Here is a 25457-nt window from a genome sequence, read left to right as displayed (position 1 = left end):
GCCCAACCGGCCAGGCTCCTCGCCCCTCCGGGCCTCGCTCGTCCCTCACTCGGGTCCTCGGGGTGTCGTCGCATGACCACCCCCATCGAGGAGTACGCCGTGCTCGGCGACACCGAGACCGCTGCCCTCGTGAGCCGCGCTGGCTCGATCGACTGGCTGTGCCTCCCCCGGTTCGACTCGAGCGCCTGCTTCGCCGCGCTGGTCGGCACCCCCGACAACGGGCGCTGGCTCCTCGGCCCCAAGGGACCCGCCAGCAGCACCCGTCGATACATCGAGAACTCGTTCGTTCTGGAGACTGTCCACGAGACCGACACGGGCGCGGTGAAGGTCACGGACCTGATGCCGCTGGGCGACGGACGGGCCGACATCATCCGCAGTGTCGAGGGCCTGCGCGGCACGGTCACGATGTGTCACGAGTGGGTGGTCCGCTTCGACTACGGCAAGGTCCGCCCGTGGGTGTCGCACAGCGTGGGACACCGCCTCGACGGCGACGTCATCACCGCGGTCGCCGGGCCCGACATGCTCGTGCTGCGCGGCAGCCGGCTCCCCCACGCCCGTGACGGGCACCACGAGGACGAGTTCGACGTCGCCGCCGGAGAGACCCACACGTTCTCGACGACGTGGTTCCCCTCGTTCGAGCAGGTGCCGCCACCCCTGGACATCGACTCGAGGATCGCGGAGACGATCCGGGTGTCCAACGAGTGGGCTGCCCGGTGCGACTACGAGGGCCCCTATCGCGAGCTCGTCGTCAGGTCGCTCCTGACGCTGCGTGGCATGACGCACTCGCGCTACGGGGGCATCGTCGCTGCGCCGACCACGAGCCTGCCCGAGGACTTCGGCGGCGAGCGCAACTGGGACTACCGCTACTGCTGGCTGCGCGACGCCTCCCTCACGCTGGAGGCGCTGCTGGCCTCGGGGTACGTCGACGAGGCCCGCCTGTGGCGCAACTGGCTGCTGCGTGCCGTGGCCGGCGACCCCGAGGACCTGCAGATCATGTACACCATCAACGGATCCCGTCGCCTACCCGAACGCACGCTCGACCACCTCGCCGGGTATGCCGGCTCGACCCCTGTCCGGATCGGGAACGGGGCGGTGGACCAGCGCCAGTCCGACGTCCTCGGCGAGGTCATGATCGCCCTCGACGAGGCCCGCGCGCGGGGGCTGGAGGTGTCGACGCAGTCGTGGGCCATGCAGCGTGCCCTCGTCCAGAACCTCGCGCGCCACTGGCAGGAGCCGGACAACGGGTTGTGGGAGATCCGTGGCCCCCTGCGGCACTTCACCCACTCCCGCGTCATGGTGTGGGCGGCGTTCGACCGGGCGGTCCGGGGAGTCGAGAAGTGGGGGCTCGACGGCCCTGTCGAGCGGTGGCGCGAGCTCCGGGACGAGGTGCGCGACGAGATCCTCACCAAGGGCTTCAACGCCGAGCGCAACACCTTCACCCAGCACTACGACACGACCGAGGTCGATGCGTCGTTGCTGCTCATCCCCCTCGTGGGCTTCCTCCCTCCTGACGACCCGCGCGTCCTCGGCACGGTTGCCGCCATCGAGCAGGACCTGGTGCGTGAAGGCTTCCTGCTGCGCTACCGCACCGAGAGCGGTGTGGACGGCCTCGCCGGCGACGAGCACCCCTTCCTGGCCTGCTCGTGGTGGCTCGTCAGCGCGTATGCCGTGTGCGGACAGGTCGAGAAGGCCCGGGACCTGATGGACCGTCTCGTCGCGCTGTTCAACGACGTGGGCCTGATCTCCGAGGAGTACGACCCCCTCGAGAAGCGGATGGTGGGAAACTTTCCGCAGGCCTTCTCCCACCTCACCTTCATCGGCGCGGCCCACGCCCTCGCCGAGGCCGAGGCGAAGGGGGCCGCCAGCGCGGGAGGACAGCTGCCATGACCGACCCCACCACCGCCGGTACCGGCTCGGGCCGTGGCCCGGGCTCCCCTGCCGACCTCGACACGGACCTCCGGCTCGTGTCACGGCATACCCAGCTGCTCGTGGACCATGCCACCCAGCTCGGTGACGTAGGGGCGAGGTCGCTCTGCGAGGGCTGGAGCCGCGCGCACGTCCTCACCCACGTGGCCCGCAACGCCGACGCGATCCTGCGGCTCACCGAGTGGGCCCTGGACGGACATCCTCGGGAGATGTATCCCGGAGGCACCGCGGCCCGTGACGCCGAGATCGAGGAGGGCGCCCTGCGCGCAGGGCCGGCCTCATCCGACGACCGCCGTCCGGCCGGCGTCTTCGTCGACGACGTCGCCCGCACCGCTTCTGCTCTGGCGCCGCGGCTGGCCGAGCTCACGGGGTCGCTCGCCGTCGACGAGGTCGAGATGCGTGGTGGCCTGAAGATCTCACCGATGGCCCTGCCGTTCGTGCGGCTGCGCGAGGTCGTCTACCACCACGTCGACCTCGACGACGGGTTCGGGTTCGGCGATGTCGAGCCGGACCTGCTGCGCCGGTTCATCGACGATGCGGTGTCGAGGCTGCGCATGGGCGGTCACCCGCCAGCCCTGGACCTGAGAACTTCTGAAGGTGACCAGTGGATGGTCGGCGAGGGTTCCACCGAGATCCACGGCTCGCGGCCCGGGGTGCTCCTCTGGCTGGCCCGGCGCATCGACGCCGGCGTCAGTGCGGAAGGGGGCCTTCCGGAACTCCCTCCCGGGGCCTAGGGGATCGGGAGCGACGCCCCCGAGATGCCGGCCCGCCGGGCGATGGCCACCGCCGCCAGGGCTGAGTGCACCTTGAGCTTGTGGAGGATGCTCTGGACGTGGGTGCGCACGGTGTTGGGGGACACGTGCAGAAGGGTCCCGATCTCGGTTCGGCTCATGCCCTCGACCAGGCAGCCGAGGACCTCGAGCTCGCGCCCGGTGAGCTCACGGATCCCCTGGACGTGCTCGACCGTGGTGCGCTGTCCCCGGGACAGCGCCACCAGGACTCCAGCCAGCAAGCCGGCCGGGATGCGGGTCTCCCCCCGCGCCACGCCGCGGATGGCGTCCACGAGCGCCTCGGCGGTCTCCGTCTTGGAGACCCAGCCACGGACGCCCAGCTGGACGGCCTCCACGATCTGGTCCCCCGCCGCCGCGCCCGTGGCGACGACGATGCCCATCGACGGCCTGGTCACCAACGCCTCCCGGGCGACCAGGAGGCCATCCTCGCCCGCCAGGTCGAGGTCGAGCACGACCACGTCGCACTCGACCTCCTCCAGGCGCCGCAGGGCCTGGGTGACGCTGGTCGCAGAACCCTGCACCACGATGTCCGGGTAGTCCCCCAGACAGATGGCCAGGGCGTCCACGAACACCTGGTGGTCATCCACGAGCAACACGCGCACGGGGGCTGGCATGGCCCCACGGTGACGCACCGGCAGAGCGGACAAAACCGGCCCGTGCCGGAGGTCGTCCTACGTCAAAAGGGTGACCGGACTAGTCCGTTACGTCCATGCGACGCCGTCCGTTCGGACGACGTCGCCGGTTCGGACGACGCCGTCCGTCCACACGATTCCGTCCGTCCGGACGATGCCGTCGGTTCGCACGACGCCGTCCGTCGAGACGACGGCCCGGGTGACGCTCAGCGCAAGTGGGCCGGCCAGGACTCCTGGGAACCGTGCGCCGACATCAGGGCCGCCGCCTGGAGCCTCGAGTGGACCCCCAGCTTGGTGAGCAGGTTCTGGACGTGGGTGCGGGCCGTGCTGCGCTGGACGCCGAGGGACGTCGCCATCTCCTCGGTGGTCTGGCCGTCCATGATGCAACGCATGACCTGCCACTCGCGGTCGGTCAGGAACTGCAGGGCCCACAGCGGGTCGTCGGTGGACTTCGACGGGCGCAGGGCCCGCTGCAGCAGTGACGGCTCGACGGCGAGCTGGCCACGGACGGCGCGGTCCAGCATCTCGACGATCTCGACGATGGGCTTCTCCTTGCCCACGTAGCCCGACGCACCTTCGGCGATGGCCCGGCCCACGATCGAGTGGTCGGCCTCGGCCGACAGCATCACGACCTTGGTCTCGGGCGAGATCTCACGGATCACGTGGATCGCGGAGACCGAGCTCCCGCCGGGGAAGTTGACGTCGAGCAGGCACACGTCGGGACGGTGCATCGCCACGGCGCTGACCGCCTCCTCCGGCGTGCCGGCCAGGGCGACCACCTCGTGTCCGCGGGCACCCAGTGCGAGACCGAGCGCCTCAAGGAGCAGCAGGTGGTCGTCACAGACGACGATCCTCATGACGCCACCAGCCCGAGCTCGGTCTGGGCGAGGCAGATCTCACCCACCGTGCCACCACCGTCCGCCGCGTGCAGCGTGAAGGATCCGTGACAGGCGGCCACCATCGCCCTGGTGGTGGTCAGGCCCAGCGACGTGCGGGCGGTCACCTTGCCGAGGCCGGGGCCGTCGTCGGTCACCATGATGTGAGCGCCATCGCGGTCGGCGTAGGCGTCAACGTGAACGTGGCCCCCGTCGCCAGCGGCACGCACTGCATTGTCGAGCACGCAGGCCAGCGCCCGGCTCAAGGCGACCGGCCGAGCCCACGCCTCGAGCGCTCCGCTCGCATCGATCGTGATCTCGCAGCTCGCCGTGGCGCGAGCCCGGGCCACCGCCCGGGTCGCGACAGCCGCCAGGTCGGTGCTCGTGACCTCGTCGGCCGCGGCCTCACTGAGGCTCGTCTCGACCAGCTCGGCGAGCCAACGCGCCTGTCCGGCRATACCGTCCATCTTGCGACCGACGTCCCCGCCCTCGGTGCCTGCCAGGAGCAGGATCGCGGCCAACGGTTGACGCAGGTCGTGCAGCAGCGCTCGTACGGTGTCGATCTCCCCGCCAGCGACTGGGCGCTGGCGATCTTCAAGAAAAGCAGCCATGTATGTCCCTCACAACCCCGCAGACCGGAGACCAGCACCCCCTGTGAGGTCTCCTTGTGGTTCCGCGACTCGTCAACGGTATGAGTTCAAAAAGACGGGCAGCAATAGTCATTAGGGACTAGGTGACCTCGCCAATACTTGCCGGTTGCCTGCTCTGGCCGTGCAGTGCGTCCCGTGCCCTGCGACGGTCGAGTGGAGGTGCCCCCTCCTCACCTCACTAGAGTCGCCAACCATGGTGGCGACACGGACCCCGGCTCGGCCGTTGCTCCTCGTCCTCGCCGCCATCGTCTCGGTGCAGTTCGGTGGCGCGCTGGCGGCCACCCTGGTCCCCGAGATCGGTGCGGGAGGCTCGGTCACCCTCCGCCTCCTGTTCGCCACGGCCATCCTCTGGGCCATCGCGCGTCCGCGCGTCCGCGGTCACAGCCGCACTGCGTGGTCGACCGTGCTGGCGTTCGGCTTCGCCCTGGGCCTGATGAACCTCGCGTTCTACTCCTCGCTCGCGCACCTGCACATCGGGGTCGCGGTGACGGTCGAGTTCCTCGGCCCGTTGGCCCTCGCGACGGCCTTGTCGCGACGGCTGCGCGACCTCGCCGCCGTGGCCGCAGCCGCCGTCGGCGTGGTGCTCATCTCCCAAGCCCTCGACATCCCCCTCGCGGACATGGAGTGGACCGGGCTGGGGCTGGCCGCCCTCGCGGGGGCCTGCTGGGCGGCATACATCCTCGCCAGTGGTCGCGCGGGGCGGGAGTTTCCCAAGCTCGAAGGGCTTGCCCTCGCCATGGCCGTCGCACTGGTGGTCACGCTGCCGTTCGGCGTGGCGAGCGCGCCCTCCTGGTCCCCCGAGTCGGTGGCCAAGGGGCTGGGCATCGCCGTGCTGTCCTCGGTGCTGCCGTACTCGCTCGAGCTGGCCGCCCTGCGGCACCTGAGTCCGCGGGTCTTCGGCATCCTGCTCAGCCTCGAGCCGGCCGCAGCCGCCCTTGCCGGTCTGGTCGTCCTCGGACAACGGCTGACCCAGCCGCAGCTGGCCGGAATGGCGCTCGTGGTCGTGGCCAGCGCCCTGGTCATGGGCGCCGGCCAGCGCAAGGACCCTGCCGCGTCAGGAGGCTGAGAGCCGCTCCCGCTCGTCCTTGCGGGACTTGCGCAGGCTCGCGACGGTCGTGACGCCGAGGATGACGACGATCGCACCCAGCGAGACCGAGATCGGGATGTCCGGGGCGGCGGTCACGTGCTCACCTCCGTTGATGAAGGGCAGCTCGTTCTCGTGCAGCGCGTGCAGCACGAGCTTGAGCCCGATGAAGGCCAGGAGGACGGCGAGCCCCAGGCTGAGGTAGACGAGCTTCTTGAGCAGGCCACCGATGAGGAAGTACAGCTGGCGCAGGCCCATCAGGGCGAACAGGTTGGCTGTGAGGACCAGGTAGGGCTCCTTGGTCAGGCCGTAGATCGCCGGGATCGAGTCGAGTGCGAACAGCAGGTCCGTGGTGCCCAGCGCCATGATGACGATGAACATGGGGGTGGCCAGCTTCCTGCCGTCGATGCGGGTGAACAGCTTGGCGCCGGCGTACTGGTCGGTCGCCGGGAAGCGGCGCTCGACGAACTTCATGAAGCGGTTCTCCTCGTACTCGTCGTCGTCGGTCTCGCCCTCCTTGGCGAGCTTGACGGCGGTGTAGATGAGGAAGGCACCGAAGATGTAGAAGACCCAGGAGAACCGGTCGATCGCGGCCGCACCGGCGGCGATGAAGATCCCGCGCAGGACGATGGCGATGATGATGCCGATGAGCAGGGCCGACTGCTGGAGCTTCTCGGGGACGCCGAACCTGGCCATGATCAGCAGGAAGATGAACAAGTTGTCGATGGACAGCGAGTACTCGGTCAGCCAGCCCGCGTAGTACTCGGTCATGAACTTGGCGCCGGCCTGGTCGTGGGTGAACCACCACACGCCCAGCCCGAACAGCACCGCTGCGCCGATGTAGAAGACCAGCGAGACGCTGACCTCCTTCGTCGACGGCACGTGCGGGCGCCGCGCGATGATGAAGACGTCGAAGAGGAGGACGGCGGCCATCAGGCCGACGGTGAGGTACCAGACCCAGGTGGGGACTTCCATCCGGGTGGCAGTGGTGGCAACGAACGCGGTCACAGTGGGAACCTTCCGGTCACGACGAGGTGGCCGGAGGTCTCTCCCGCCCCAGACAGGTGCGGACCGGCTCCCCGGGTCGGTATGCCGCGTGGCTGCGTGAGCCGTGCGACGAGCGACCGTGATGACGAGGACACCGCGTGGGGATACTCCCCTCCGATGATCTGGAGCCAGTGTCCCAGACTCCGACCCGCAAACCCAACTCGGGACGCCGCCGTCCCATCCATCGGCTGGGCGCGGTCAGGCCTGCTGGGGCCGTCGTGACTTGGGCAGCTTGGCGACGATCGTGTCGTAGGACGCGTCGACGGCCTCACGGAGCTCGTCGTCGGCGATCGCACCACCCAGGCGCAGCGTGTTCCAGCCGGACCTGCCGATGTAGGCCATCACCGAGGCGTCGTCGGGGTACTGCAGGACCCACTCGTCGGCCTCGGTCCGGTTCGCGCCGCACTTGAGCCCGACCGACTCGTCGCCCATGAAGGCGAAGATCTTGTCGCCGACCTTGGCGACGAAGTCGCCCTCCCACGGTTGGTCCACCCACGCCCCGGGCTTGGCCAGGCAGTGCTCGCGCAGCTGGTCCGGCGTCACTTGGTGGCCTCGGACATCTGCCGCAGCTCCTTCTTCAGGTCGCCGATCTCGTCGCGCAGCCGTGCGGCCAGCTCGAAGTGCAGGTCGGCCGCTGCTTGGTGCATCTGGGTGGACAGCTCCTGGATGAGGTTGGCCAGGTCGTTGGCGGGCAGGTTGCGCAGCCGGTCGGTGGCCACACCCGCGTCGGCCTGGACCGCTCCGCGGCCTCCGCGTCCGCCGCCCTTGCCCCGCGACTGGCTGCGTCCCGAGCCGATCAGGGCCTCGGTGTCGGCGTCCTCGCGCTGGAGCAGGTCGGTGATGTCGGCGATCTTCTTGCGCAGCGGCTGGGGGTCGACGCCGGCCTCGAGGTTGTAGGCGATCTGGATCTCGCGGCGGCGCTGCGTCTCCTCGATGGCCTCCTGCATGGACGGCGTGATCTTGTCGGCGTACATGTGCACCTGACCGGACACGTTGCGCGCGGCGCGCCCGATGGTCTGGATGAGCGACCTGGCCGAGCGCAGGAATCCCTCCTTGTCGGCGTCGAGGATGCTCACCAACGACACCTCCGGCAGGTCAAGGCCCTCGCGCAGCAGGTTGATCCCGACGAGGACGTCGTACTCCCCCATCCGCAGCTCACGGAGCAGCTCGACGCGGCGCAGGGTGTCCACCTCGCTGTGCAGGTAGCGGACCCGAACCCCCTTGTCGAGGAGGTAGTCGGTGAGGTCCTCGGCCATCTTCTTGGTCAGGGTCGTCACGAGGACGCGCTCGTTGACCTTGGTGCGCTCGCCGATCTCGTGGAGCAGGTCGTCGATCTGACCCTTGGTGGGCTTGAGGATGACCTCGGGATCCACCAGGCCGGTCGGCCTGATGATCTGCTGGACGATCCCCTCGCTCTGGGCCAGCTCGTAGGGACCCGGCGTGGCGGACAGGTAGACGGTCTGGTCGATCCGGCCGAGGAACTCCTCCCAGCGCAAGGGACGGTTGTCCATGGCGGACGGGAGCCGGAAGCCGTGGTCGACGAGCTGGCGCTTGCGCGACATGTCGCCTTCGTACATCGCACCGATCTGAGGCACGGTGACGTGGGACTCGTCGATGACGAGGAGGAAGTCCTCGGGGAAGTAGTCGAGCAGGGTGTTGGGCGCCGTCCCGCGACCTCGACCGTCGATGTGCATGGAGTAGTTCTCGATGCCCGAGCACGAGCCGACCTGGCGCATCATCTCGATGTCATAGGTGGTCCGCATGCGCAGCCGCTGGGCCTCGAGCAGCTTGCCCTGCTTCTCGAACGCCGCGAGCTGGTCGGCGAGCTCGAGCTCGATGCCGCGGATCGCCCGCTCCATCCGCTCGGGCCCGGCGACGTAGTGGGTCGCCGGGAAGACGTACATCTCCTGCTCCTCGCGCATGATCTCGCCGCTCACCGGGTGGAGCGTGTAGATGCGCTCGATCTCGTCGCCGAAGAACTCGATGCGGACGGCGAGCTCCTCGTAGACGGGGATGATCTCGACGGTGTCGCCACGGACCCGGAAGGTCCCTCGGGTGAACGCCAGGTCGTTGCGGGTGTACTGCATCTGGACGAAGCGTCGCAGCAGGTCGTCGCGGTTGACCTCCTGGCCGACGCGCAGCCGGGCCATGCGGTCGACGTACTCCTGTGGTGTGCCCAGGCCGTAGATGCAGGACACCGAGGCGACGACGATGACGTCACGACGGGTCAGGAGCGAGTTCGTCGCGCTGTGCCGCAGCCGCTCGACCTCGTCGTTGATCGAGGAGTCCTTCTCGATGTAGGTGTCCGTCTGCGGGATGTAGGCCTCGGGCTGGTAGTAGTCGTAGTAGGACACGAAGTACTCGACCGCGTTGTTGGGCAGCAGCTCGCGGAACTCGTTGGCGAGCTGCGCCGCCAGCGTCTTGTTGGGGGCCATCACCAGGGTCGGCCGCTGCACCTGCTCGATCAGCCAGGCGGTCGTGGCCGACTTGCCGGTGCCGGTGGCACCGAGCAGGACGGTGTTCTTCTCCCCCGCCCTGATCCGGGTCGTGAGCTCGGCAATGGCAGTGGGCTGGTCTCCCGCGGGCGAGAACTCGGAGACGACCTCGAACGGGGCGACCGTGCGCTGCAGGTCAGTCGTGGGACGCATGCGTCCAGCGTAGGCGGACCCGCCGACAGTGCCCTGTCCGGCGGTCCCTCTCCCGCCCTCAGCCGCGTGGGGGCTCCCACCCGGTCTCGCGCGCCCAGGCCTCGACCCGCTCGTGGACGGAGTCGAACCACGGCTCCTTCGCGGCGGCATACTCGCTCGTCCCCAGACCGGTGGCGGCGAGGCGGCGCTTCTCCGCGGCATACTCCTCGCGCGCCTCGGGCACGGCACGCATCCAGTCACGGAACACCAGTGCCCACCGCCATCCCGGGCTCCCGACCTCCCGCACGTGCACGTGGGCCATGCGTCCCGGGTCGGCAGTGCCGTGGAACCGCTTGGGCCAGCTCCTGCCGTCCTTGGCGTTGTCGGCCCAGTCCCCGTCAGGACGTGGGAATCCCGCCCTGGTCAATCGGTCCACCAGGTCCGGGTCGTCGGCGTCGTCGAGCGACCGGACGCCCACCTGGAGGTCGATGACGTCCTTGGCGAGGAGACCCGGGACGGCGGTGCTGCCGATGTGGTCCATCGTCACCTGCGCATCACCGAACGCCAGCCGCAGCCGCGCGAGCAGCCGCCGTGCCTGGGTCGGCCACGTCGGATCGCTCGCTACCAGCGCGAGCCTCTCGACCCTCGCTGCGCGTATGCCGCCGCGGACGTTCTCCTCGAACGGCACCAGGCGCTCGTGCCACAGCACGTCGACCGCTGTGATCAGGTGCTCCCTGGGCCCGTCGTTGTCGAGCCAGACGTCGGCCGCCGCGCGACGCTCCTCGTCGGTGGTCTGGGCCGCGATCCGGCTGCGGGCTTCGGTCTCGGTCATCCCTCGCGTGTGCATGAGCCGCTTGACCCGGGTCTGGATGTCAGCCCCTGTGACCACCACGAGGTGGTACCCGGGCCCGTAGCCCTTCTCCACGAGCAGCGGGACGTCATGGACCACCACTGCACCCTCCGGCGCGGCGGCCACGAGCTCGGCCGTCCGGCGCGCGATCAGGGGATGGGTGATGCCCTCGAGGTCGCGTCGTGCCTGCTCGTCGGCGAACACGATGGCACCGAGGGCGGGACGGTTGAGGGCACCTGCGTCATCGAGGACACCGTCGCCGAAGCGGCCGACAATGGCCTCGAGGCCCGAGCTCTCGGGCGCGACCACCTCGCGGGCGAGGACGTCAGCATCGATGACGACCGCGCCGAGTTCCGAAAGTCGTTGTGCCACAGTGGATTTCCCCGACCCGATGCCTCCGGTGAGGCCCACGCGCAACATGTCACCCACCCTATCCGCACGGCTCCGGGCCGTCAGGCGGCGAACCACCAGTGCGGAGCGTGCGGCTCGAGCAGGGCCGGCACGACGGTGACAGCAGCGCCGCTCAGCACGGCGCAGACGCAGGCGGCGAACCAGCTGCCGCGGGGTCCGAGTGCGGTCAAGGCGTTCAGGACGGCGGTCAGCAGGAGGACGCTGGCCACGCCGACGAGGACCGCCACAATGATGTACTGAGGCATGCCGTTGCCCGGTCTGCACCAGGGCTGACGGACCAGGTCACAGGTCTGACCCAGCTTGGCGCCCGGCCAGAACCACTGCAGGAAGTAGGCACTGAGCACCCAGCTGGGCACGCTGGCGAACGCGACGACGAACTTGCCTGACCACACGAGCACAGACCGCAACCTGCCCACATCCATGGCCCAGAACGGTACTGGCCCCTCGTCAGGCTCCGCGGGCTTTTCGGGAGCTTCGTCGCGCAACCGTGACCGAGCACCTTCCGGTCCGAGCTGCGGCCCTCAGTCGGCCAAGCGGGCGGGGAAGCCTCCGGTCGCGACGGGCCCCCAGCGAGTCGGCGTGATGCGCAGGATCGACTTGTCCTGGTGGACCATGGCCTGACGGTACTCGGCCCAGTCGGGGTGCTCGCCGGAGATGTTGCGGAAGTACTCCACCAGGGGCTCGACCGAGTCGGGGGCGTCGAGCACCTCGCAGTCGCCGTCGACCTGCACCCACGCCCCACCGAAGTCGTCGGACAGCACGACGACACTCACGGCCGGGCGCTTGCGCGCGTTGGCCGTCTTGGCGCGATCGCGATAGCTGGAGATCACGATGCGTCCGCTGTCGTCGACTCCACCCGTCACGGGCGAGGCCTGGGGCCGCCCGTCCGCCCGGCTGGTGATGACCAGCATCTGGTGTCGGGGCCGGACGAAGTCCAGCAGGCCCTCTCGGTCGACCGTCGTGTTTGTGGCAATGGTGCGTCCCATGACCTGCACGCTACCCACCGTGAGACGTTGCGCCTCCCCAGTCAGGTATGCCGGGTGCTCACCTTCGTGCCGCAGCCGAGCTCACCAGCCGTTCCCCCGCCGGACGGCGCGGGCGCCGCAGCCACCAGGCCAGGCAGACCAGGAGCGACACACCGGCCGCCGCGGCGCCACCACGCGTGACGGCCCGGAACAGCGCGACCTCGACGTCGAGGCCCCTCGCGGAGAAGGCGCCACCGGCCGCCCCGAGCACCGCCACGGCCACCACGGTCGCAGCTGCCTGCCGCCTCTGGGCCGGAGACACCCAGCCGCGGTCGGCACCCGGCGTGGCAGCGACGAGCAGCCTCAGGCAGACCACGAGGAGCACGGCTCCCCCGACCAGCCCGCTGGCCAGCTGCGCCCACTGCGCCCCGAGGAGCCCGGCGTGCTCGGTGTGCAGCCAGCCGATTCGGGCCACCGCCCACCGGCCTTCATGGGTGAAGTCGTCCCAGACCAGATGCGTTGTCGCTCCGAGGACGATGCCGAGCAGCGCCCATCCCCATCGGGTCGACCTCAGCGGCTCGGGGGTCGGGAGACGAAGACCGACCACCGGCGGAAGCAGGTCTCGGACCGGCGCGAACAGCGCGCCCCGCCACAGCGTGAGGAGGGCCAGCCCGAGGACGGGGTCGGCCGTGACCAGTCCCGGCCACGAGTGCAGGAAGGCAGCCCCTCTGCCGCCGGTGAAGAACCACGGGATGTCCGGCACCATCGACCCGATGACCCACGCGGCGGGGACGACCCGGGCGGTGTGCCTGCGTCCGACGACGGGGAGCACCGCCGCCACGTGGCTCAGCGTGAACGGCATGCGGGGAACCCTAACCCCCCGGCCACTGCACCGCCGCGCCGCCGCGGGCCAGCCCACCTCGTCAGATCGCGGCGGTCGTCCGCGGTCGTCGGCAGGCGTCAGCAGGCGTCCGCGGTCGTCGGCAGGCGTCAGCCGGGCGGGTTGTAGGCGGCGTAGTCGACTCGGGTCACGGGCCGCGTGACCAGCTGTCCGCTCGGGTCGGGCATGGGCAGGGCCCTGGCCCCCTGGACCAGCTGGACGCTTGTCGCCAGGCTGTTGGCCGTCACCGTGAACACGAGCTGGGCCATGGCCAGCGACTGCTCGTGCACGGAGATGCGCTCGAACCCCGTGGGCAGCTCGATCCGTGCGACCCCGTCTTCCACGGTGCCGCGAAGCGGAGTGCTGGCCAGGGGCAGCGCGCTGCGGATCCCCGCCGCCGACATGGTCGCGGTGATGGGCGTCGCCAACCCCACGAAGGACGGCTCCAGCCCCGCGCCAGGGGGGACGGTTCGCGTCAGCCGAGCCAGGCGGTCCCCCTGCACCAGGTAGACCTGGATGGTCAGTGGGACACCCTGACGGCTCGGACCGGACGAGGATGCGGAGGCCGTGGGGGCCACAGCGGGCACCGGGGCGGACTGGGTACCGATCGAACACGCCGACAGCCCAAGGCCGCAGGTGACCATGACGGCGAAGGCGACGGCGGCACCGCGGATGACACCGCGGCATACCCCGTCACGAGGTGGCGGTCGGTAGCTCGACGACAAAGCGGGCACCTCCCCCGGGGGTCTCCTCGACGAGCACCTGACCGTCGTGCAGCGCCACGTGCCGTTGCACGATCGCCAGCCCGAGCCCGACTCCTGTGCGCTCGTTCGAGCCTCCGCGCGCGAAGCGCTCGAACACCCGCGACCGCCGCTCGGGCGCGATTCCGGGCCCGGCATCCTCGACGACCACACGCAGCCCGTGCGCCCCACGCTCGACGCGCACCCCCGTGCACCCGCCTCCATGCGTCTCCGCATTGCCGACCAGGTTGGCGACGACGCGTTCGAGGCGTCGCTTGTCGACGTCCATCGTCAGCCCGGCCACGGCTTCGTCGACCGACGTGACCTCCCGGCCTGCAGCCGCATCGGCGGCCCGGCGGACGAGGTCGCCCATCCGCACGGTCTCCCGGACCACCTGGTCGCCCGCGTCGTGCCGCGAGATCTCGAGCAGGTCGACGACCAGGGCGCGGAACCGCTCCAGCTCGTCCGCCAGCAGCTCGACCGGCTCGCGGACCGACTCGGGAAGCTGGTCCCGGCGGTTCTGGATCACCTGCATCGAGTTGAGCATGGTGGTCATGGGCGTGCGCAGCTCGTGGCTCACGTCGACGGCGAACCGCGCATCGGCGACGACGTGGCGCTGCAGGTCCTCGACGGTCTGGTTGAACGAACCGGCGAGCTCCTCGAGGTCCGGGTCGCCGTCGGCATCCAGGCGTGTGGAGAGCCGGCCCGCTGCCACGTCCGCGGCCACCCGGTTCAGCTCGGTGAGAGGGCGCAGCGCGAGCCGACTGGCGAACCGCCCCACTCCCAGCCCCATGAGGACGGTGACGATGGCCGCCGCCACGAGGCCGAGTGACAGGACGCGAGCCGTGCGCTGCATCTCACTGAGGGAGTAGACCTCGAAGTAGCTACCCCTCCCTCCCGAGAGCGGCAACCCGACCGCGAGGTGCAGGGTGCCGTCCACCCGGATGCGCTGGGTCGCACCCTGGCCGCCGCTCACCATCGTCACGAGCCCGCCGGGCAGGCTCGCCGGGCCCAGGCTGGGGGACGTCGCGTACCACCGCCCGTCCACCTGGGCGAGCACCGCGGCGGAGTCCGTCCCCGGCACTCCCTCCAGGACGGCAGGGAGGCCGGTGGCTCCGGTCGAGAGCGCGTTCTCCACCTCGCCGCGATCCAGCGCCGTCTCGACCAGTGCGGTCTGCTCGGTCTGCGACACCATGGTGCGGGTCACCAGCGTCCAGGCCAGTCCGGACAGGAGCGCAGACAGACCGAGGGCCAGCACCCCGAACCCGAGCGTGAYGCGGCCACGCACCCCGACCCGTCGCGTCGCAAGCACCCGGCGCGACGTGCGCGGACCGCGCCCCACCTAACCGGCCAGCCGGTAGCCCAGGCCGCGGGCAGTCACCACGTGGCGGGGACTCGCAGGGTCGCGCTCGACCTTCGTCCTCAACCGACGAATGTGGACGTCGACGATCCGCGAGTCGCCGAAGTAGCCGTAGCCCCACACCTTGTCGAGCAGGTCCTCGCGGCTGAGGATGCGGCCCTCGGCCACGGCCAGCTCCGCGAGCAGGCGGAACTCGGTGCGGGTCAACGCGACCGGCTCGCCGTCGCGGAGCACCACGCCGTCGTCCAGCCCGATCGACAGGTCGCCCAGGACTGGACGGCGCGGGCGGTGGTCCACCGCGGGCTCCACCCGACGGAGGAGGGCACGGATCCTCGCTGAAAGCTCTTTGGCGACAAGGGGTTTCGTGACGTAGTCGTCGGCACCGGCCTCGAGCCCAGCCACGACGTCGTGGCTGTCCGAGCGGGCGGTCACCATGATCACCGGCACGTTGCTCCGGTGCCGGATCTCGCGACACACGGAGAAGCCATCCATGTCCGGGAGCATCACGTCGAGGAGCACGACGTCGGGTTCCTCGCGCGGCAGGTCGGCCAGACCCTGCTCCCCCGTCGCCGCCTCCGAGACGTGGTACCCCTCGTCCTCCAGGGCGAGGCGCAGGACGCGGCGAACTCGGGCGTCGTCCTCCACGAGCAACACGCGTCGCGTCACCTCGCCAGTATCACACCGGCTCACGAGGTCCGTCCGGAAGTCCTCTCGGACATGGCGTTCCGTCACGTAATCGTCATGAAGGGCCATGGTCCATGACGAGCCCCTTGCAGTCCCGTGACGGTCGAGTCGAAGGCCCGCCGGGCACCCTCCCGAGTGCCTAGGTTCGCAGTCGACCTGTCCGGCGCGACCGGCAGGCCATGCCCCTTCAAACCGGATCCGTCTACCCATCCGAGGAGGATGTGATGATCCCCAGGACACGTCGGCTCGCAGCGGTGGCAACCGTCTGCACTGCGAGTCTCGGACTGGCGGCCTGCGCCAACAACAACGGCACCGCGTCAGGCTCGTCCAGCTCCAGCGGCGCCGTCGCCAAGGGCGGGACGCTCAACATCCTCGGCGCCGGCGACGTCGACTACATGGATCCCAACATCAGCTACTACTCGGCCGGCTACATGGCGCTCAGGCTGTGGAGCCGGCAGCTGTTCACCTACCCGGCCATCGAGGGTCAGGTCACCAAGGCGGCACCCGACCTGGCCACCGCCCTCCCCACCGAGGGCAAAGGCATCAGTGCCGACGGCAAGACCTACACGATCAGCATCCGCCAGGGCGCCAAGTGGAACACCACCCCGGCCCGTCAGGTGACGGCGCAGGACATGGTGCGCGGGGTGAAGCGCACCTGCAACCCGGTGCAGCCCTTCGGCGGCCTGCCCGACTACGCCGACCTCATCGTCGGCTTCCAGTCGTTCTGCGACGGGTTCGCGAAGGTGGGCAAGACGCCCGCTGCCCTCGCGGCATACGTCGACAAGACCCCGGTGGCGGGCGTGACCGCGAAGGACGACGAGACCGTCGTGTTCACCCTCACCCACCCGGCGAGCTACTTCGTCGACATGCTGACCCTTCCTGCGTTCTCCCCGGCCCCCAAGGAGTGGGACGCCTACCTGCCCGCGAGCCCGGAGCTGGCCGCCCACACGATCTCCGACGGGCCGTACAAGATCGACTCCTACACGGCCACGAAGAACATCACGTTCAGCCGCAACACGGCGTGGGACGCGGCCTCCGACCCGATCCGCAAGGCATACGTCGACAAGATCGTGATCAACGAGACCGTCAGCCAGGACTCGATCCAGCAGCAGCTGCAGACCGGCACCCCCAGCGCGGACCTCGAGTTCGACGCGTTCGTCCCGCCGTCCCAGCTGCCCGCTCTCATCGCCAAGAAGGACCCGAACCTCAACCTCGGCGAGGGCTCGTCCAGCAACCCGTACCTGGTCTTCAACACGGTGTCGCCGAACAACAACAAGGCGCTCCAGAAGAAGGAGGTCCGGCAGGCGCTGTCCTACGGGCTGAACCGGGCCAACATCATCCAGGTGCTCGGTGGGCCCAAGATCGCCCCTCCGCTGACCCACGTGCTCCCGTCCAACATCGTCGGAGGTGAGCAGGACTTCGACCTCTACCCCACCGATCCGGCCAAGGCGAAGTCGATGCTGGCCCAGGCCGGCTACCCCAACGGGCTCACCATCAAGATGCTCTACCGCAACGCGTCCGAGGGGCAGAGCAAGTCGTTCCAGACCGTGCAGCAGGACCTGTCCAAGATCGGCGTGAAGGTCGTCGGCGTCCCCTCGCCGAACGCGGACTTCTACACCAAGTACCTCCAGGTGCCGACGGTCGCGCAACGCGGCGTGTGGGACATCGCCCCCTCTGGTTGGGGCGCGGACTGGTACGGCAACGCGGCCCTGTCGTTCTTCAAGCCGCTCTACTTCGGTCAGGCCGCCTACCCGCCGATCGGCAGCAACTTCGGGTTCTACAACAGCCCGGCGACCAACGCCCTCATCGTGCAGGCGTCCAACGCCAAGACCGAGCAGGAGGCCAAGGAGCTGTGGGCCAAGGCCGACCACCAGGTCATGGAGGACGCGGTGTTCTTCCCCATCACCAACTCCCTGAACCCCAACTACCGGGCGAGCCAGGTGCAGAACGCCGTCTACATCCCGGCCTTCCAGAACTTCGACCCTGCGAACGTCTGGCTGACCGCAGGCAAGCAGGGCGGGTAGGCAAACACCATGGCACTGTTGGAGGTTCGTGACCTGAAGGTCGCCTTCACCACCGCCGACGGTGTCGTCCAGGCCGTGCGCGGACTCTCCTTCGACGTCGAACGTGGCAGCACGCTCGCCATCGTCGGAGAGTCCGGCTCGGGCAAGAGCGTCGCGACGCAGACCATCGCCGGACTGACCCGCGGCGCCCAGGTCAGCGGGTCGGCGCGGTTCGACGGCATCGACCTGATCGGCGCCGACCCGGAGGTGCTCCGCCGGGTCCGCGGCGACCAGATCGGCATGATCTTCCAGGACCCGCTCTCGAGCCTGCACCCCTACTACACAGTGGGATGGCAGATCGTGGAGATGATCCGCGCGCATCGTCAGGTCTCCAAGTCGGCGGCCCAGCAACGCGCGGCCGAGCTGCTGACCCTCGTCGGAATCCCCCGTGCCTCCAGTCGGATCCACGACTACCCGCACCAGTTCTCCGGCGGGATGCGCCAGCGCGTGATGATCGCCATGGCTATGGCCCTCGACCCTGCGCTGCTCATCGCCGACGAGCCGACCACCGCCCTGGACGTGACCGTCCAGGCTCAGGTGCTCGACGTGATGCGCAGCCTCCAGGAGCGCTTCGGAACGGCGATCATCCTGATCACCCACGACCTCGGCGTGGTCGCCGAGATGGCCGACGAGGTCGTGGTGATGTATGCCGGGTCGGTCATGGAGCGCGCGCCGCGGCGGACGTTGTTCTACCGGAACCACCACCCCTACACCGAGGGCCTCCTCGCGTCGCTGCCGTCACAGGGCGGTCCCGGGGCCAGGCTCACCCCCATCTCGGGGGCACCTCCCTCGCTCATCGGACTCCCTGCGGGGTGCCCCTTCGCCCCCCGCTGCCGCTATGCGTTCGAGCGGTGCTGGGGCGCCACCCCACCGCTCGACACGGTCCACGACGATCCCCTGCACCAGTCGGCGTGCTGGCTGCCGGACGACGCCCAGGGGCGCCGTACCAGCCGACCCCTCGACACCGGTGGTGTCTCGCCCGCTCCGACGGGGGCCCGGCCATGAGGTCCGAGGTGCTCCTTCGGGCCCAGGACGTGACGAAGTCCTTCCCGGTCCGATCGGCGGGCTGGCGGCGGCAGCACGACGTGGTGCAGGCGGTCGCGGGCGTCACCCTGGACGTGCGGCGCGGGGAGACCCTCGGACTCGTCGGTGAGACCGGGTGCGGCAAGTCGACGCTGGCCCGGTGCCTGGCTCGGCTCTACGACCTGACCTCGGGCTCCGTCCTGTTCGAGGACCGCGACATCACCTCGCTCTCGGGACGGGAGATGCGCCCGCTGCGCCAGGACATCCAGATGATCTTCCAGGACCCCTACGGCTCGTTGAACCCTCGCCGTCGCGTCGGGTCGATCATCGGTGACCCGTTCGTCATCCACGGGATCGGGTCGGCGGACGAGCGCAAGCGCAACGTGCAGGAGCTCATGGAGCGCGTCGGGCTCAACCCTGAGCACTACAACCGGTTCCCGGCCGAGTTCTCCGGAGGGCAACGTCAGCGCATCGGAGTGGCGAGGGCGCTTGCCCTGCGGCCCAAGCTGGTGATCTGCGACGAGCCGGTGTCGGCCCTCGACGTGTCGATCCAGGCGCAGATCATCAACCTGCTGATCGACCTCCAGGACGACTTCGGCCTCACCTACGTCTTCATCTCGCACGACCTGTCCGTGATCAGGCACGTGAGCGACCGGATCGCCGTGATGCACCTGGGCAAGATCGCCGAGCTCGCCCCCGCGGAGCAGCTGTTCAACCGCACCCGCCACCCCTACACCCGCTCGCTCCTGTCGGCCCTGCCGCACGCCGACCCCGACGTGGCGGACAGTCGCGAACGCATCGTGCTGGTCGGGGACCTGCCCACTCCGACGAACCCGCCGTCGGGCTGTCGGTTCCACACCCGTTGCCCCAAGGCTCGCGAGGACTGCGCCGTCACCGACCCTCCGCTGGTTCCGGTGCTCGGTGACGGCACCGCGCACCAGACGGCGTGCCTGCACCCGCTGGAGGTCGGCGAGGACCTCTCACTCGCCACCCCCCGCGTCGAGGACACCGAGATCGACACGTCGTCGCACCATCGGGTCGCACCATCCACAGGAGGCTGAGTCGGCATGAGCGACATGAAGGGCGCGGCGGCGGTCGGACGTCCCTCTCCTGAGGCCTCCGGTCCTGCCGCCCTGGGTTCCGCCTTCGATCCTGACGCCCTCGGCAGCGGCTCCGGCCGTCCCGCCCGTGGGCCCGGCGACGGCAGCGCAGGCGACCCCAGCGCGGGCCAAGCCCGGGGCGTCGGGAGCATCCAGGGCCGCACTCCGTGGCAGCTGGCCTGGCAGCGCCTGCGGAGAGACCGGGTGGCGATGATCTCGTTGGTCGTCATCGTGGTCATCGTGCTGATGGCGTTCCTCGCGCCGCTGGCCGCGATGATCACCGGGCACCCCGTCAACGAGCAGTACCGCACCACCGGCCTCACGCCAGAGGGCCTCCCCCGAGGGCCGTCCAGCGAGTTCTGGCTCGGCACCGACGACCTCGGCAGGGACATCCTCGTGCGGATCGCCTACGGCTCGCGCATCTCGCTGCTCGTCGGTGTCGCATCGACGGCGCTGACCGTGGTCATCGGCGTGGTCATCGGGCTTGCGGCAGGGTTCCTCGGGGGAATCGTGGACACGGTCCTGGCTCGACTGATCGACGTCGTCCTGTCGGTGCCCTTCCTGCTCGTCGCCATCGCGCTGGTGTCCATCACCGGTCCCAGCCTGATCGTCACCGTCCTGGTCATCGGGTTCTTCAGCTGGGCGTCGGTCGCCCGCATCGTGCGGGGACAGGTGCTGTCGATGCGCGAACGCGAGTTCGTCGAGGCGGCCCGGTCTCTTGGCGCCTCCAACTCGCGGATCATGTTCGTCGACATCCTTCCGAACGTCCTTGCCCCCGTGATCGTCTACGCCTCGCTGCTGATTCCGGTGGTGATCGTCGTCGAGGCGACGCTGTCGTTCCTGGGTCTCGGGCTGGCGCCACCGACTGCCGACTGGGGCGGGATGATCAGCGAGGCCCAGAACTACTACACGACCTCATGGTGGTTCGTGGTCTTCCCGGGCGCCGCCCTGCTGGTCACCACCCTCGCCTTCAACCTGCTGGGCGACGGGATCCGGGACGCCTTCGACCCGCGCGCTGCCCGGCTCATGGCGAAGTGAGGAGACGGTCATGCTGCGCTTCCTGATCCGACGGCTGGTCCTCGGCGTGCTCGTCCTGTGGCTGATCACGGTCGCAGTCTTCGGCCTCTTCTTCGTCGCGCCCAACAACGTGGCGCGCACCCTCGCCGGTCGCCAGGCCACGCCTGAGACGGTTGCGGCGATCTCCCACCGGCTCGGTCTGGACCAACCGCTCTGGAAGCAGTACCTCGACTTCGTGGGCAACGCCGTGCGGGGGGACCTCGGCTACGACTACTACCACCAGGTCCCGGTGACCACGATCCTGGGGGCCGCGCTGCCGATCACGATCTCGCTGGTGCTGGGGGCGGCCCTCATCTGGCTCGGCCTCGGCGTCTTCAACGGCGTCATCTCCGCGACCCACCCGCGCTCGTTCACCGACCGCTCCCTGACGGCCATGAGCCTGTTCTTCTACTCGACCCCGACGTTCCTGCTCGGCATCCTGCTGCTCTACCTCCTGTACTTCCGGCTCACCCTGGCCGGGCACACGGCCTTCCCGGCCGGTGGCTACTCGCCGCTCGCCCTGGGTCTCGGCGGCTGGGCCCAGCACCTGGTCCTGCCGTGGTTCACGCTGGCGCTGGTCTCCGCCGCCACCTACACGCGGCTCACCCGCGCCTCGATGTTGGACGTGCTGGGCGAGGACTACATCCGGACCGCGCGGTCCAAGGGCATCCGCGAACGCCGGGTCGTGCTGCGGCACGGCCTGCGAGCCGCGCTCACGCCCATCGTCACCCAGTTCGGGATCGACGTCGGCTCCCTGCTTGGCGGCGTGGTGGTCACCGAGACGGTGTTCAGCCTGCCCGGGCTCGGCAAGACGGCGATCGACGCCATCAACCAGCAGGACCTGCCGGTCATCATCGGGATCGTCCTCTTCGCAGCGGCGGCCGTCGTCGTGGCCAACATCCTGGTCGACCTCGCGTATGCCGTGCTGGACCCCCGCGTCCGCCTCCACTGAGGGGTCTCCGCACACCGGGACGCCGAGAGGCCCGGCCCCCTTCAGGGGACCGGGCCTCTCGTTCAGCCACCAGGCCGAGCCGGCCACGCGGCATACCGAAGTGTGCCTCGTGGAACGGATCAGTTGCCGGTGAGCTTCTCGCGCAGTGCGGCGAGGGCCTCGTCAGAGGCCAGGGTGCCCTCGGACTCCGGGGCGGCCGGGCGGCTGCTGGCGCTGCCCGTGTCGCTGTCGGACGACGAGGACGAACCCGAGTCGCTCGAGTAGGACGTCCCACTGCCAGCGTTGGCGGCAGCCTCGGCGTCGGCCTTGGTGGCCTCCTCGACCTGGGTCTTGTGGGCCTCCCAGCGGGTGTGGGCCTCGGCGTACTGCTTCTCCCACTTCTCACGCTGGGTGTCGAAGCCCTCGAGCCACTCGTTCGTCTCCGGGTCGAAGCCCTCCGGGTACTTGTAGTTGCCCGCCTCGTCGTACTCCGCGGCCATGCCGTAGAGGGTCGGGTCGAACTCGGCGACGGGCGCGCTGTCGTCGTTGGCCTGCTTGAGGCTCAACGAGATCCGGCGACGCTCGAGGTCGATGTCGATGACCTTGACGAAGATGTCGGAACCGACCGTGACGACCTGCTCCGGCAGCTCCACGTGGCGCTCGGCCAGCTCGGAGATGTGGACCAGGCCCTCGATGCCGTCGTCCACGCGGACGAACGCACCGAACGGCACCAGCTTGGTGACCTTGCCCGGGACGACCTGACCGATCGCGTGGGTGCGGGCGAAGTGCTGCCACGGGTCTTCCTGCGTCGCCTTGAGCGACAGGGAGACACGCTCGCGGTCCATGTCGACGTCGAGAACCTCGACGGTGACCTCCTGGCCGACCTCGACAACCTCGGACGGGTGGTCGATGTGCTTCCAGGACAGCTCGGACACGTGGACGAGACCGTCGACGCCGCCGAGGTCCACGAAGGCACCGAAGTTGACGATGGAGGACACGACGCCGGAGCGGACCTGCCCCTTCTGGAGCTCCTTGAGGAACGTGGTGCGCACCTCGGACTGCGTCTGCTCGAGCCACGCACGGCGCGACAGGACCACGTTGTTGCGGTTCTTGTCGAGCTCGATGATCTTGGCCTCGATCTCCTTGCCCACGTAGGGCTGGAGGTCGCGGACGCGACGCATCTCGACGAGGGACGCGGGAAGGAAGCCGCGCAGGCCGATGTCGAGGATGAGTCCACCCTTGACGACCTCGATGACGGTGCCGGTGACGACGCCGTCCTCTTCCTTGATCTTCTCGATCGTGCCCCAGGCGCGCTCGTACTGCGCACGCTTCTTGGACAGGATCAGCCGACCCTCCTTGTCCTCCTTCTGGAGAACCAGGGCCTCGACCTCGTCGCCGACCTTGACGACCTCAGAGGGGTCGACGTCGTGCTTGATCGAGAGCTCGCGGGAGGGGATGACACCCTCGGTCTTGTAGCCGATGTCGAGCAGGACCTCGTCCCGGTCGACCTTGACGATGACACCCTCGACGATGTCTCCGTCATTGAAATCCTTGATCGTCGCGTCGATCGCGGCGAGCAGTTCTTCCTCGGTGCCGATGTCGTTGATGGCAACCTGAGGGGCGGTCTTTTCGACCGTGCTGGCAGTCATGTAGTAGGAACTCCGATGGTGGACAGTGAATAGAAGGTGGTTGTTGTGCTCGCGCTCAGCAGGCCACCGGACGGCGGCACGACGAAGCGCGCACACGGAAGTGCGCCTCCACCTTACCGACGGTGTCCGTGCAGGGTCAAAACGCGAGGGGTATGCCGGTGAGTGAGTACGCGCAGGTCAGCCGTCGGGAGGCGGGGGCCGAGGAAACCGCCGCGGCCAACCGGTCGTGGTGGGACGCCGAGGCCGGCGAGTACTACGCCGAGCACGGCACGTTCCTCGGCGACGCGGACTTCGTGTGGGGCCCCGAGGGCTGGCGCGAGGACGAGCTGGGCCTGCTGGGCGACCTGGCGGGTCGGCGGGTGCTCGAGATCGGCGCCGGCGCGGGGCAGTGCGCACGCTGGGTGGCCGCGGCCGGCGGCCGGGTGGTGGCCACCGACCTGTCAGCGGGGATGGTCCGACAGGGGCTCGACCTCAACCGGACGGTGACTCCGCCTGCGCAGCCCGTGCCGTTCGCTCAGTGCGACGCGGTGGCCCTGCCGTTCGGCGAGGCCACCTTCGACATCGTCTTCACGGCCTACGGAGCGGTGCCCTTCGTCGCCGACACGGCGCGGCTGATGCGCGAGGTGGCGCGGGTGCTGCGCCCCGGCGGTCGGTTCGTGTTCTCCACGACCCATCCGTTCCGGTGGGCCTTTCCCGACGACCCCGGTTCGCCGGGCCTCACCCTGACCCAGTCCTACTTCGACCGAACCCCTTACGTGGAGGCCGACCCCGACGGTGAGGCGACCTACGTCGAGCACCATCGGACCCTGGGCGACCGGGTGCGCGAGCTGGTGGCCGCCGGTCTGGTCCTCGTCGACCTCGTCGAGCCGGAGTGGCCGGAGCGCAATGACCAGACCTGGGGCGGCTGGTCGCCATTGCGTGGCCGCGTCTTCCCGGGGACGGCGATCTTCGTCTGCACACGAATGTGAAGGCGGGAGCGGGCACACGACCCGCGCAGGCCGGCACACGAAACGCAAGGCAGGCGCCGCGAAGGGCCGCCCGGATTCCGAGCGGCCCTTCGTGGTGTGGTGCGGGTGGCGTCAGGTGGCTTCGCGAGAACCCCGGCGCCTGCCCCCGAAGGTGAGGAACAGGCCGAGGGCGAGGAACACCAGTCCGAGCACGATCGCGATAGCGGTCAACGGACCGTTGATGAGGCCGAGCGTAGAGCCCTTGGAGCCCCAGTCCTCGGCGTTCTTCTTCACCGTCGCCTCGGAGTAGCCGATGGTGCCCTTGGTCGTGAAGAGCTCGGGGTAGGCGTCGGTCGTAAGCGACTTCTCGACCTCTTCCTGGCCCTTGATCAGGACGCCCGTGTTGGGTTCGATCCACAGCGTGCGGATGTTGCCGTAGTTCACGGTGGCAGTGACGTTGCCGGTGGCGGTGTCGCCGAACAGTGCCTTGGGGACATCGCGCTGCGTCACCTCCGTCTTGGGGATGGTCTGGCGGAAGACGTAGGTGCTGACTCCCTCCAGCTTCTCCTCGCGGACGAAGCTGATGTCGGTGGCCTTGCCCAGGTCGCCGTCCCACCACTGGTAGGTCTTCTTCTGCACGTCGAACGGGAACTTGAAGAACAGTCCCTGGTGGTCGAGCGGCGTGACCTTGGCCGGGTCGTCGAGGTCACCGGCGGACTTGAAGTCGCCACAGCAGTTCGTGGCCTCAGCCGTCTTCCGGTTGAAGGAGACACCTTCGTTGGTGAAGCTGAGGTCGGTCCACTTGCCGTCGATCTCGGCCTGAGACTGCACGGTGGTCTGCCAGAAGGCGTCCGTGTCCTGCTTCTTGGCATCCTTGGCCCTGCCAGGGATCCCGATCACGTTCCGTGTGCTCTTGAGATGGGCGTTCTCAAGCTTGTCGTAGTGTGACTTGCCGTCGTCGCCCTTGTAGACGTGCAGCGTAGACATGCCAGTGCCTTCTGAAACAGACACTGAGCGTTGGTTCAGCTTGACGGTCGCAAGCCCGTCGTACAGAACCGGCTTCGCTGAAACACCTACAACCAACAGCAAAACTCCCAAAAGCGTGGCAACACTGCCAAGCACCTTGCGCATCCCGGCTTTCTCCTTGCGTTATGAGGTGGCTGGAC

Annotated in this window: 24 protein-coding genes; 9 read left to right on the top strand and 15 right to left on the bottom strand. The window is 69.2% G+C overall.

All coding sequences use genetic code 11. From position 1 onward, the window contains the following. The first annotated feature begins 72 nt into the window (after positions 1-72). The gene (locus AC1DXJ_RS01175; RefSeq protein ID WP_477636189.1) at positions 73-1887 is read left to right on the top strand and encodes a glycoside hydrolase family 15 protein; all 1815 of its coding nucleotides are present in this window, start codon (positions 73-75) and stop codon (positions 1885-1887) included. Continuing rightward, positions 1884-2660 carry a maleylpyruvate isomerase family mycothiol-dependent enzyme gene (locus AC1DXJ_RS01170; RefSeq protein ID WP_477612806.1) on the top strand — a complete coding sequence of 259 codons (777 nt, stop codon included), beginning with the start codon at positions 1884-1886 and terminating at the stop codon, positions 2658-2660. Before AC1DXJ_RS01175 ends, AC1DXJ_RS01170 begins: the two co-directional genes overlap by 4 nt. On the opposite strand, the gene AC1DXJ_RS01165 is transcribed toward AC1DXJ_RS01170, so the two are convergent. From AC1DXJ_RS01165 to AC1DXJ_RS01155, 3 genes are all read right to left on the bottom strand, one after another. Next, positions 2657-3331, bottom strand: coding sequence for a response regulator (locus AC1DXJ_RS01165; RefSeq protein WP_477612805.1), 675 nt, complete (start codon positions 3329-3331; stop codon positions 2657-2659). The two genes, AC1DXJ_RS01170 and AC1DXJ_RS01165, sit on opposite strands and share 4 nt — an antisense overlap. A gap of 224 nt (positions 3332-3555) precedes the next feature. Further along, positions 3556-4206 (bottom strand): response regulator, encoded by a 651-nt coding sequence (locus AC1DXJ_RS01160; RefSeq protein ID WP_477612804.1) that lies wholly within the window; start codon positions 4204-4206, stop codon positions 3556-3558. After that, positions 4203-4835 carry a sensor histidine kinase gene (locus AC1DXJ_RS01155; RefSeq protein WP_477632099.1) on the bottom strand — a complete coding sequence of 211 codons (633 nt, stop codon included), beginning with the start codon at positions 4833-4835 and terminating at the stop codon, positions 4203-4205. Before AC1DXJ_RS01155 ends, AC1DXJ_RS01160 begins: the two co-directional genes overlap by 4 nt. A 232-nt stretch (positions 4836-5067) precedes the next feature. Here AC1DXJ_RS01155 and AC1DXJ_RS01150 point away from each other — a divergent pair, with 232 nt between their 5' ends. Then, positions 5068-5940, top strand: a complete 873-nt coding sequence (locus AC1DXJ_RS01150; RefSeq protein ID WP_477612802.1) for an EamA family transporter — start codon at positions 5068-5070, stop codon at positions 5938-5940. Here AC1DXJ_RS01150 and AC1DXJ_RS01145 read toward each other — a convergent pair. From AC1DXJ_RS01145 to AC1DXJ_RS01100, 10 genes are all read right to left on the bottom strand, one after another. Next, a complete protein-coding gene (locus AC1DXJ_RS01145; RefSeq protein WP_477613417.1) occupies positions 5929-6933 on the bottom strand; it encodes a TerC/Alx family metal homeostasis membrane protein in 1005 nt (334 codons plus the stop codon). The two genes, AC1DXJ_RS01150 and AC1DXJ_RS01145, sit on opposite strands and share 12 nt — an antisense overlap. Positions 6934-7203: 270 nt before the next feature. Further along, on the bottom strand, positions 7204-7548 hold the full coding sequence (locus AC1DXJ_RS01140) for an MmcQ/YjbR family DNA-binding protein (RefSeq protein ID WP_477612801.1): 345 nt from the start codon (positions 7546-7548) through the stop codon (positions 7204-7206). Continuing rightward, on the bottom strand, positions 7545-9653 hold the full coding sequence (gene uvrB, locus AC1DXJ_RS01135) for an excinuclease ABC subunit UvrB (RefSeq protein WP_477612800.1): 2109 nt from the start codon (positions 9651-9653) through the stop codon (positions 7545-7547). The genes AC1DXJ_RS01140 and uvrB overlap by 4 nt, the downstream gene beginning before the upstream one ends. 58 nt (positions 9654-9711) lie before the next feature. Then, on the bottom strand, positions 9712-10902 hold the full coding sequence (gene coaE / locus AC1DXJ_RS01130) for a dephospho-CoA kinase (RefSeq protein WP_477612799.1): 1191 nt from the start codon (positions 10900-10902) through the stop codon (positions 9712-9714). Between the two features lie 32 nt (positions 10903-10934). Beyond that, positions 10935-11291 (bottom strand): hypothetical protein, encoded by a 357-nt coding sequence (locus tag AC1DXJ_RS01125; protein ID WP_477612798.1) that lies wholly within the window; start codon positions 11289-11291, stop codon positions 10935-10937. 123 nt (positions 11292-11414) lie between these two features. After that, positions 11415-11879: a PPOX class F420-dependent oxidoreductase gene (locus AC1DXJ_RS01120; protein WP_477612797.1), complete on the bottom strand. Its 465-nt coding sequence runs from the start codon at positions 11877-11879 to the stop codon at positions 11415-11417. Positions 11880-11937: 58 nt separating this feature from the next. Next, positions 11938-12720, bottom strand: a complete 783-nt coding sequence (locus tag AC1DXJ_RS01115; RefSeq protein WP_477612796.1) for a DUF4184 family protein — start codon at positions 12718-12720, stop codon at positions 11938-11940. A gap of 128 nt (positions 12721-12848) precedes the next feature. Next, positions 12849-13463 (bottom strand): hypothetical protein, encoded by a 615-nt coding sequence (locus AC1DXJ_RS01110; protein WP_477624732.1) that lies wholly within the window; start codon positions 13461-13463, stop codon positions 12849-12851. Further along, the gene (locus AC1DXJ_RS01105) at positions 13432-14766 is read right to left on the bottom strand and encodes an ATP-binding protein (RefSeq protein ID WP_477636188.1); all 1335 of its coding nucleotides are present in this window, start codon (positions 14764-14766) and stop codon (positions 13432-13434) included. The genes AC1DXJ_RS01110 and AC1DXJ_RS01105 overlap by 32 nt, the downstream gene beginning before the upstream one ends. A 54-nt stretch (positions 14767-14820) precedes the next feature. Then, complete coding sequence (locus AC1DXJ_RS01100) at positions 14821-15504, bottom strand: response regulator (RefSeq protein WP_477612793.1); 684 nt, start codon at positions 15502-15504, stop codon at positions 14821-14823. 242 nt (positions 15505-15746) lie between these two features. Between AC1DXJ_RS01100 and AC1DXJ_RS01095 the strand changes: the two genes are divergently transcribed. From AC1DXJ_RS01095 to AC1DXJ_RS01075, 5 genes are read left to right on the top strand one after another with little or no spacing between them, the layout of a single operon-like run. Further along, a complete protein-coding gene (locus AC1DXJ_RS01095; protein WP_477612792.1) occupies positions 15747-17546 on the top strand; it encodes an ABC transporter substrate-binding protein in 1800 nt (599 codons plus the stop codon). A gap of 9 nt (positions 17547-17555) precedes the next feature. Then, positions 17556-18590: an ABC transporter ATP-binding protein gene (locus AC1DXJ_RS01090; protein ID WP_477612791.1), complete on the top strand. Its 1035-nt coding sequence runs from the start codon at positions 17556-17558 to the stop codon at positions 18588-18590. After that, positions 18587-19669 carry an ABC transporter ATP-binding protein gene (locus tag AC1DXJ_RS01085; protein WP_477612790.1) on the top strand — a complete coding sequence of 361 codons (1083 nt, stop codon included), beginning with the start codon at positions 18587-18589 and terminating at the stop codon, positions 19667-19669. Before AC1DXJ_RS01090 ends, AC1DXJ_RS01085 begins: the two co-directional genes overlap by 4 nt. Before the next feature lie 6 nt (positions 19670-19675). Then, positions 19676-20746 carry an ABC transporter permease gene (locus tag AC1DXJ_RS01080; protein WP_477636187.1) on the top strand — a complete coding sequence of 357 codons (1071 nt, stop codon included), beginning with the start codon at positions 19676-19678 and terminating at the stop codon, positions 20744-20746. A 10-nt stretch (positions 20747-20756) separates the two neighbouring features. Beyond that, positions 20757-21716: an ABC transporter permease gene (locus tag AC1DXJ_RS01075; protein WP_477612788.1), complete on the top strand. Its 960-nt coding sequence runs from the start codon at positions 20757-20759 to the stop codon at positions 21714-21716. A gap of 119 nt (positions 21717-21835) precedes the next feature. Here AC1DXJ_RS01075 and rpsA read toward each other — a convergent pair whose 3' ends face one another. Next, complete coding sequence (gene rpsA / locus AC1DXJ_RS01070) at positions 21836-23344, bottom strand: 30S ribosomal protein S1 (protein ID WP_477612787.1); 1509 nt, start codon at positions 23342-23344, stop codon at positions 21836-21838. A gap of 152 nt (positions 23345-23496) precedes the next feature. On the opposite strand from rpsA, the gene AC1DXJ_RS01065 reads away from it, so the two are divergent. Further along, positions 23497-24312, top strand: coding sequence for a class I SAM-dependent methyltransferase (locus tag AC1DXJ_RS01065; protein ID WP_477636186.1), 816 nt, complete (start codon positions 23497-23499; stop codon positions 24310-24312). Between the two features lie 111 nt (positions 24313-24423). Here AC1DXJ_RS01065 and pgfA read toward each other — a convergent pair whose 3' ends face one another. Beyond that, the gene (gene pgfA, locus AC1DXJ_RS01060) at positions 24424-25422 is read right to left on the bottom strand and encodes a cell envelope lipid trafficking protein PgfA (RefSeq protein ID WP_477632093.1); all 999 of its coding nucleotides are present in this window, start codon (positions 25420-25422) and stop codon (positions 24424-24426) included. Between the last annotated feature and the right edge of the window lie 35 nt (positions 25423-25457).

Source organism: Pedococcus sp. P2_D9, assembly GCF_056404275.1.
Note: the sequence above shows the minus strand (reverse complement) of the source record. Positions and strands in the feature narration are given on the sequence as shown.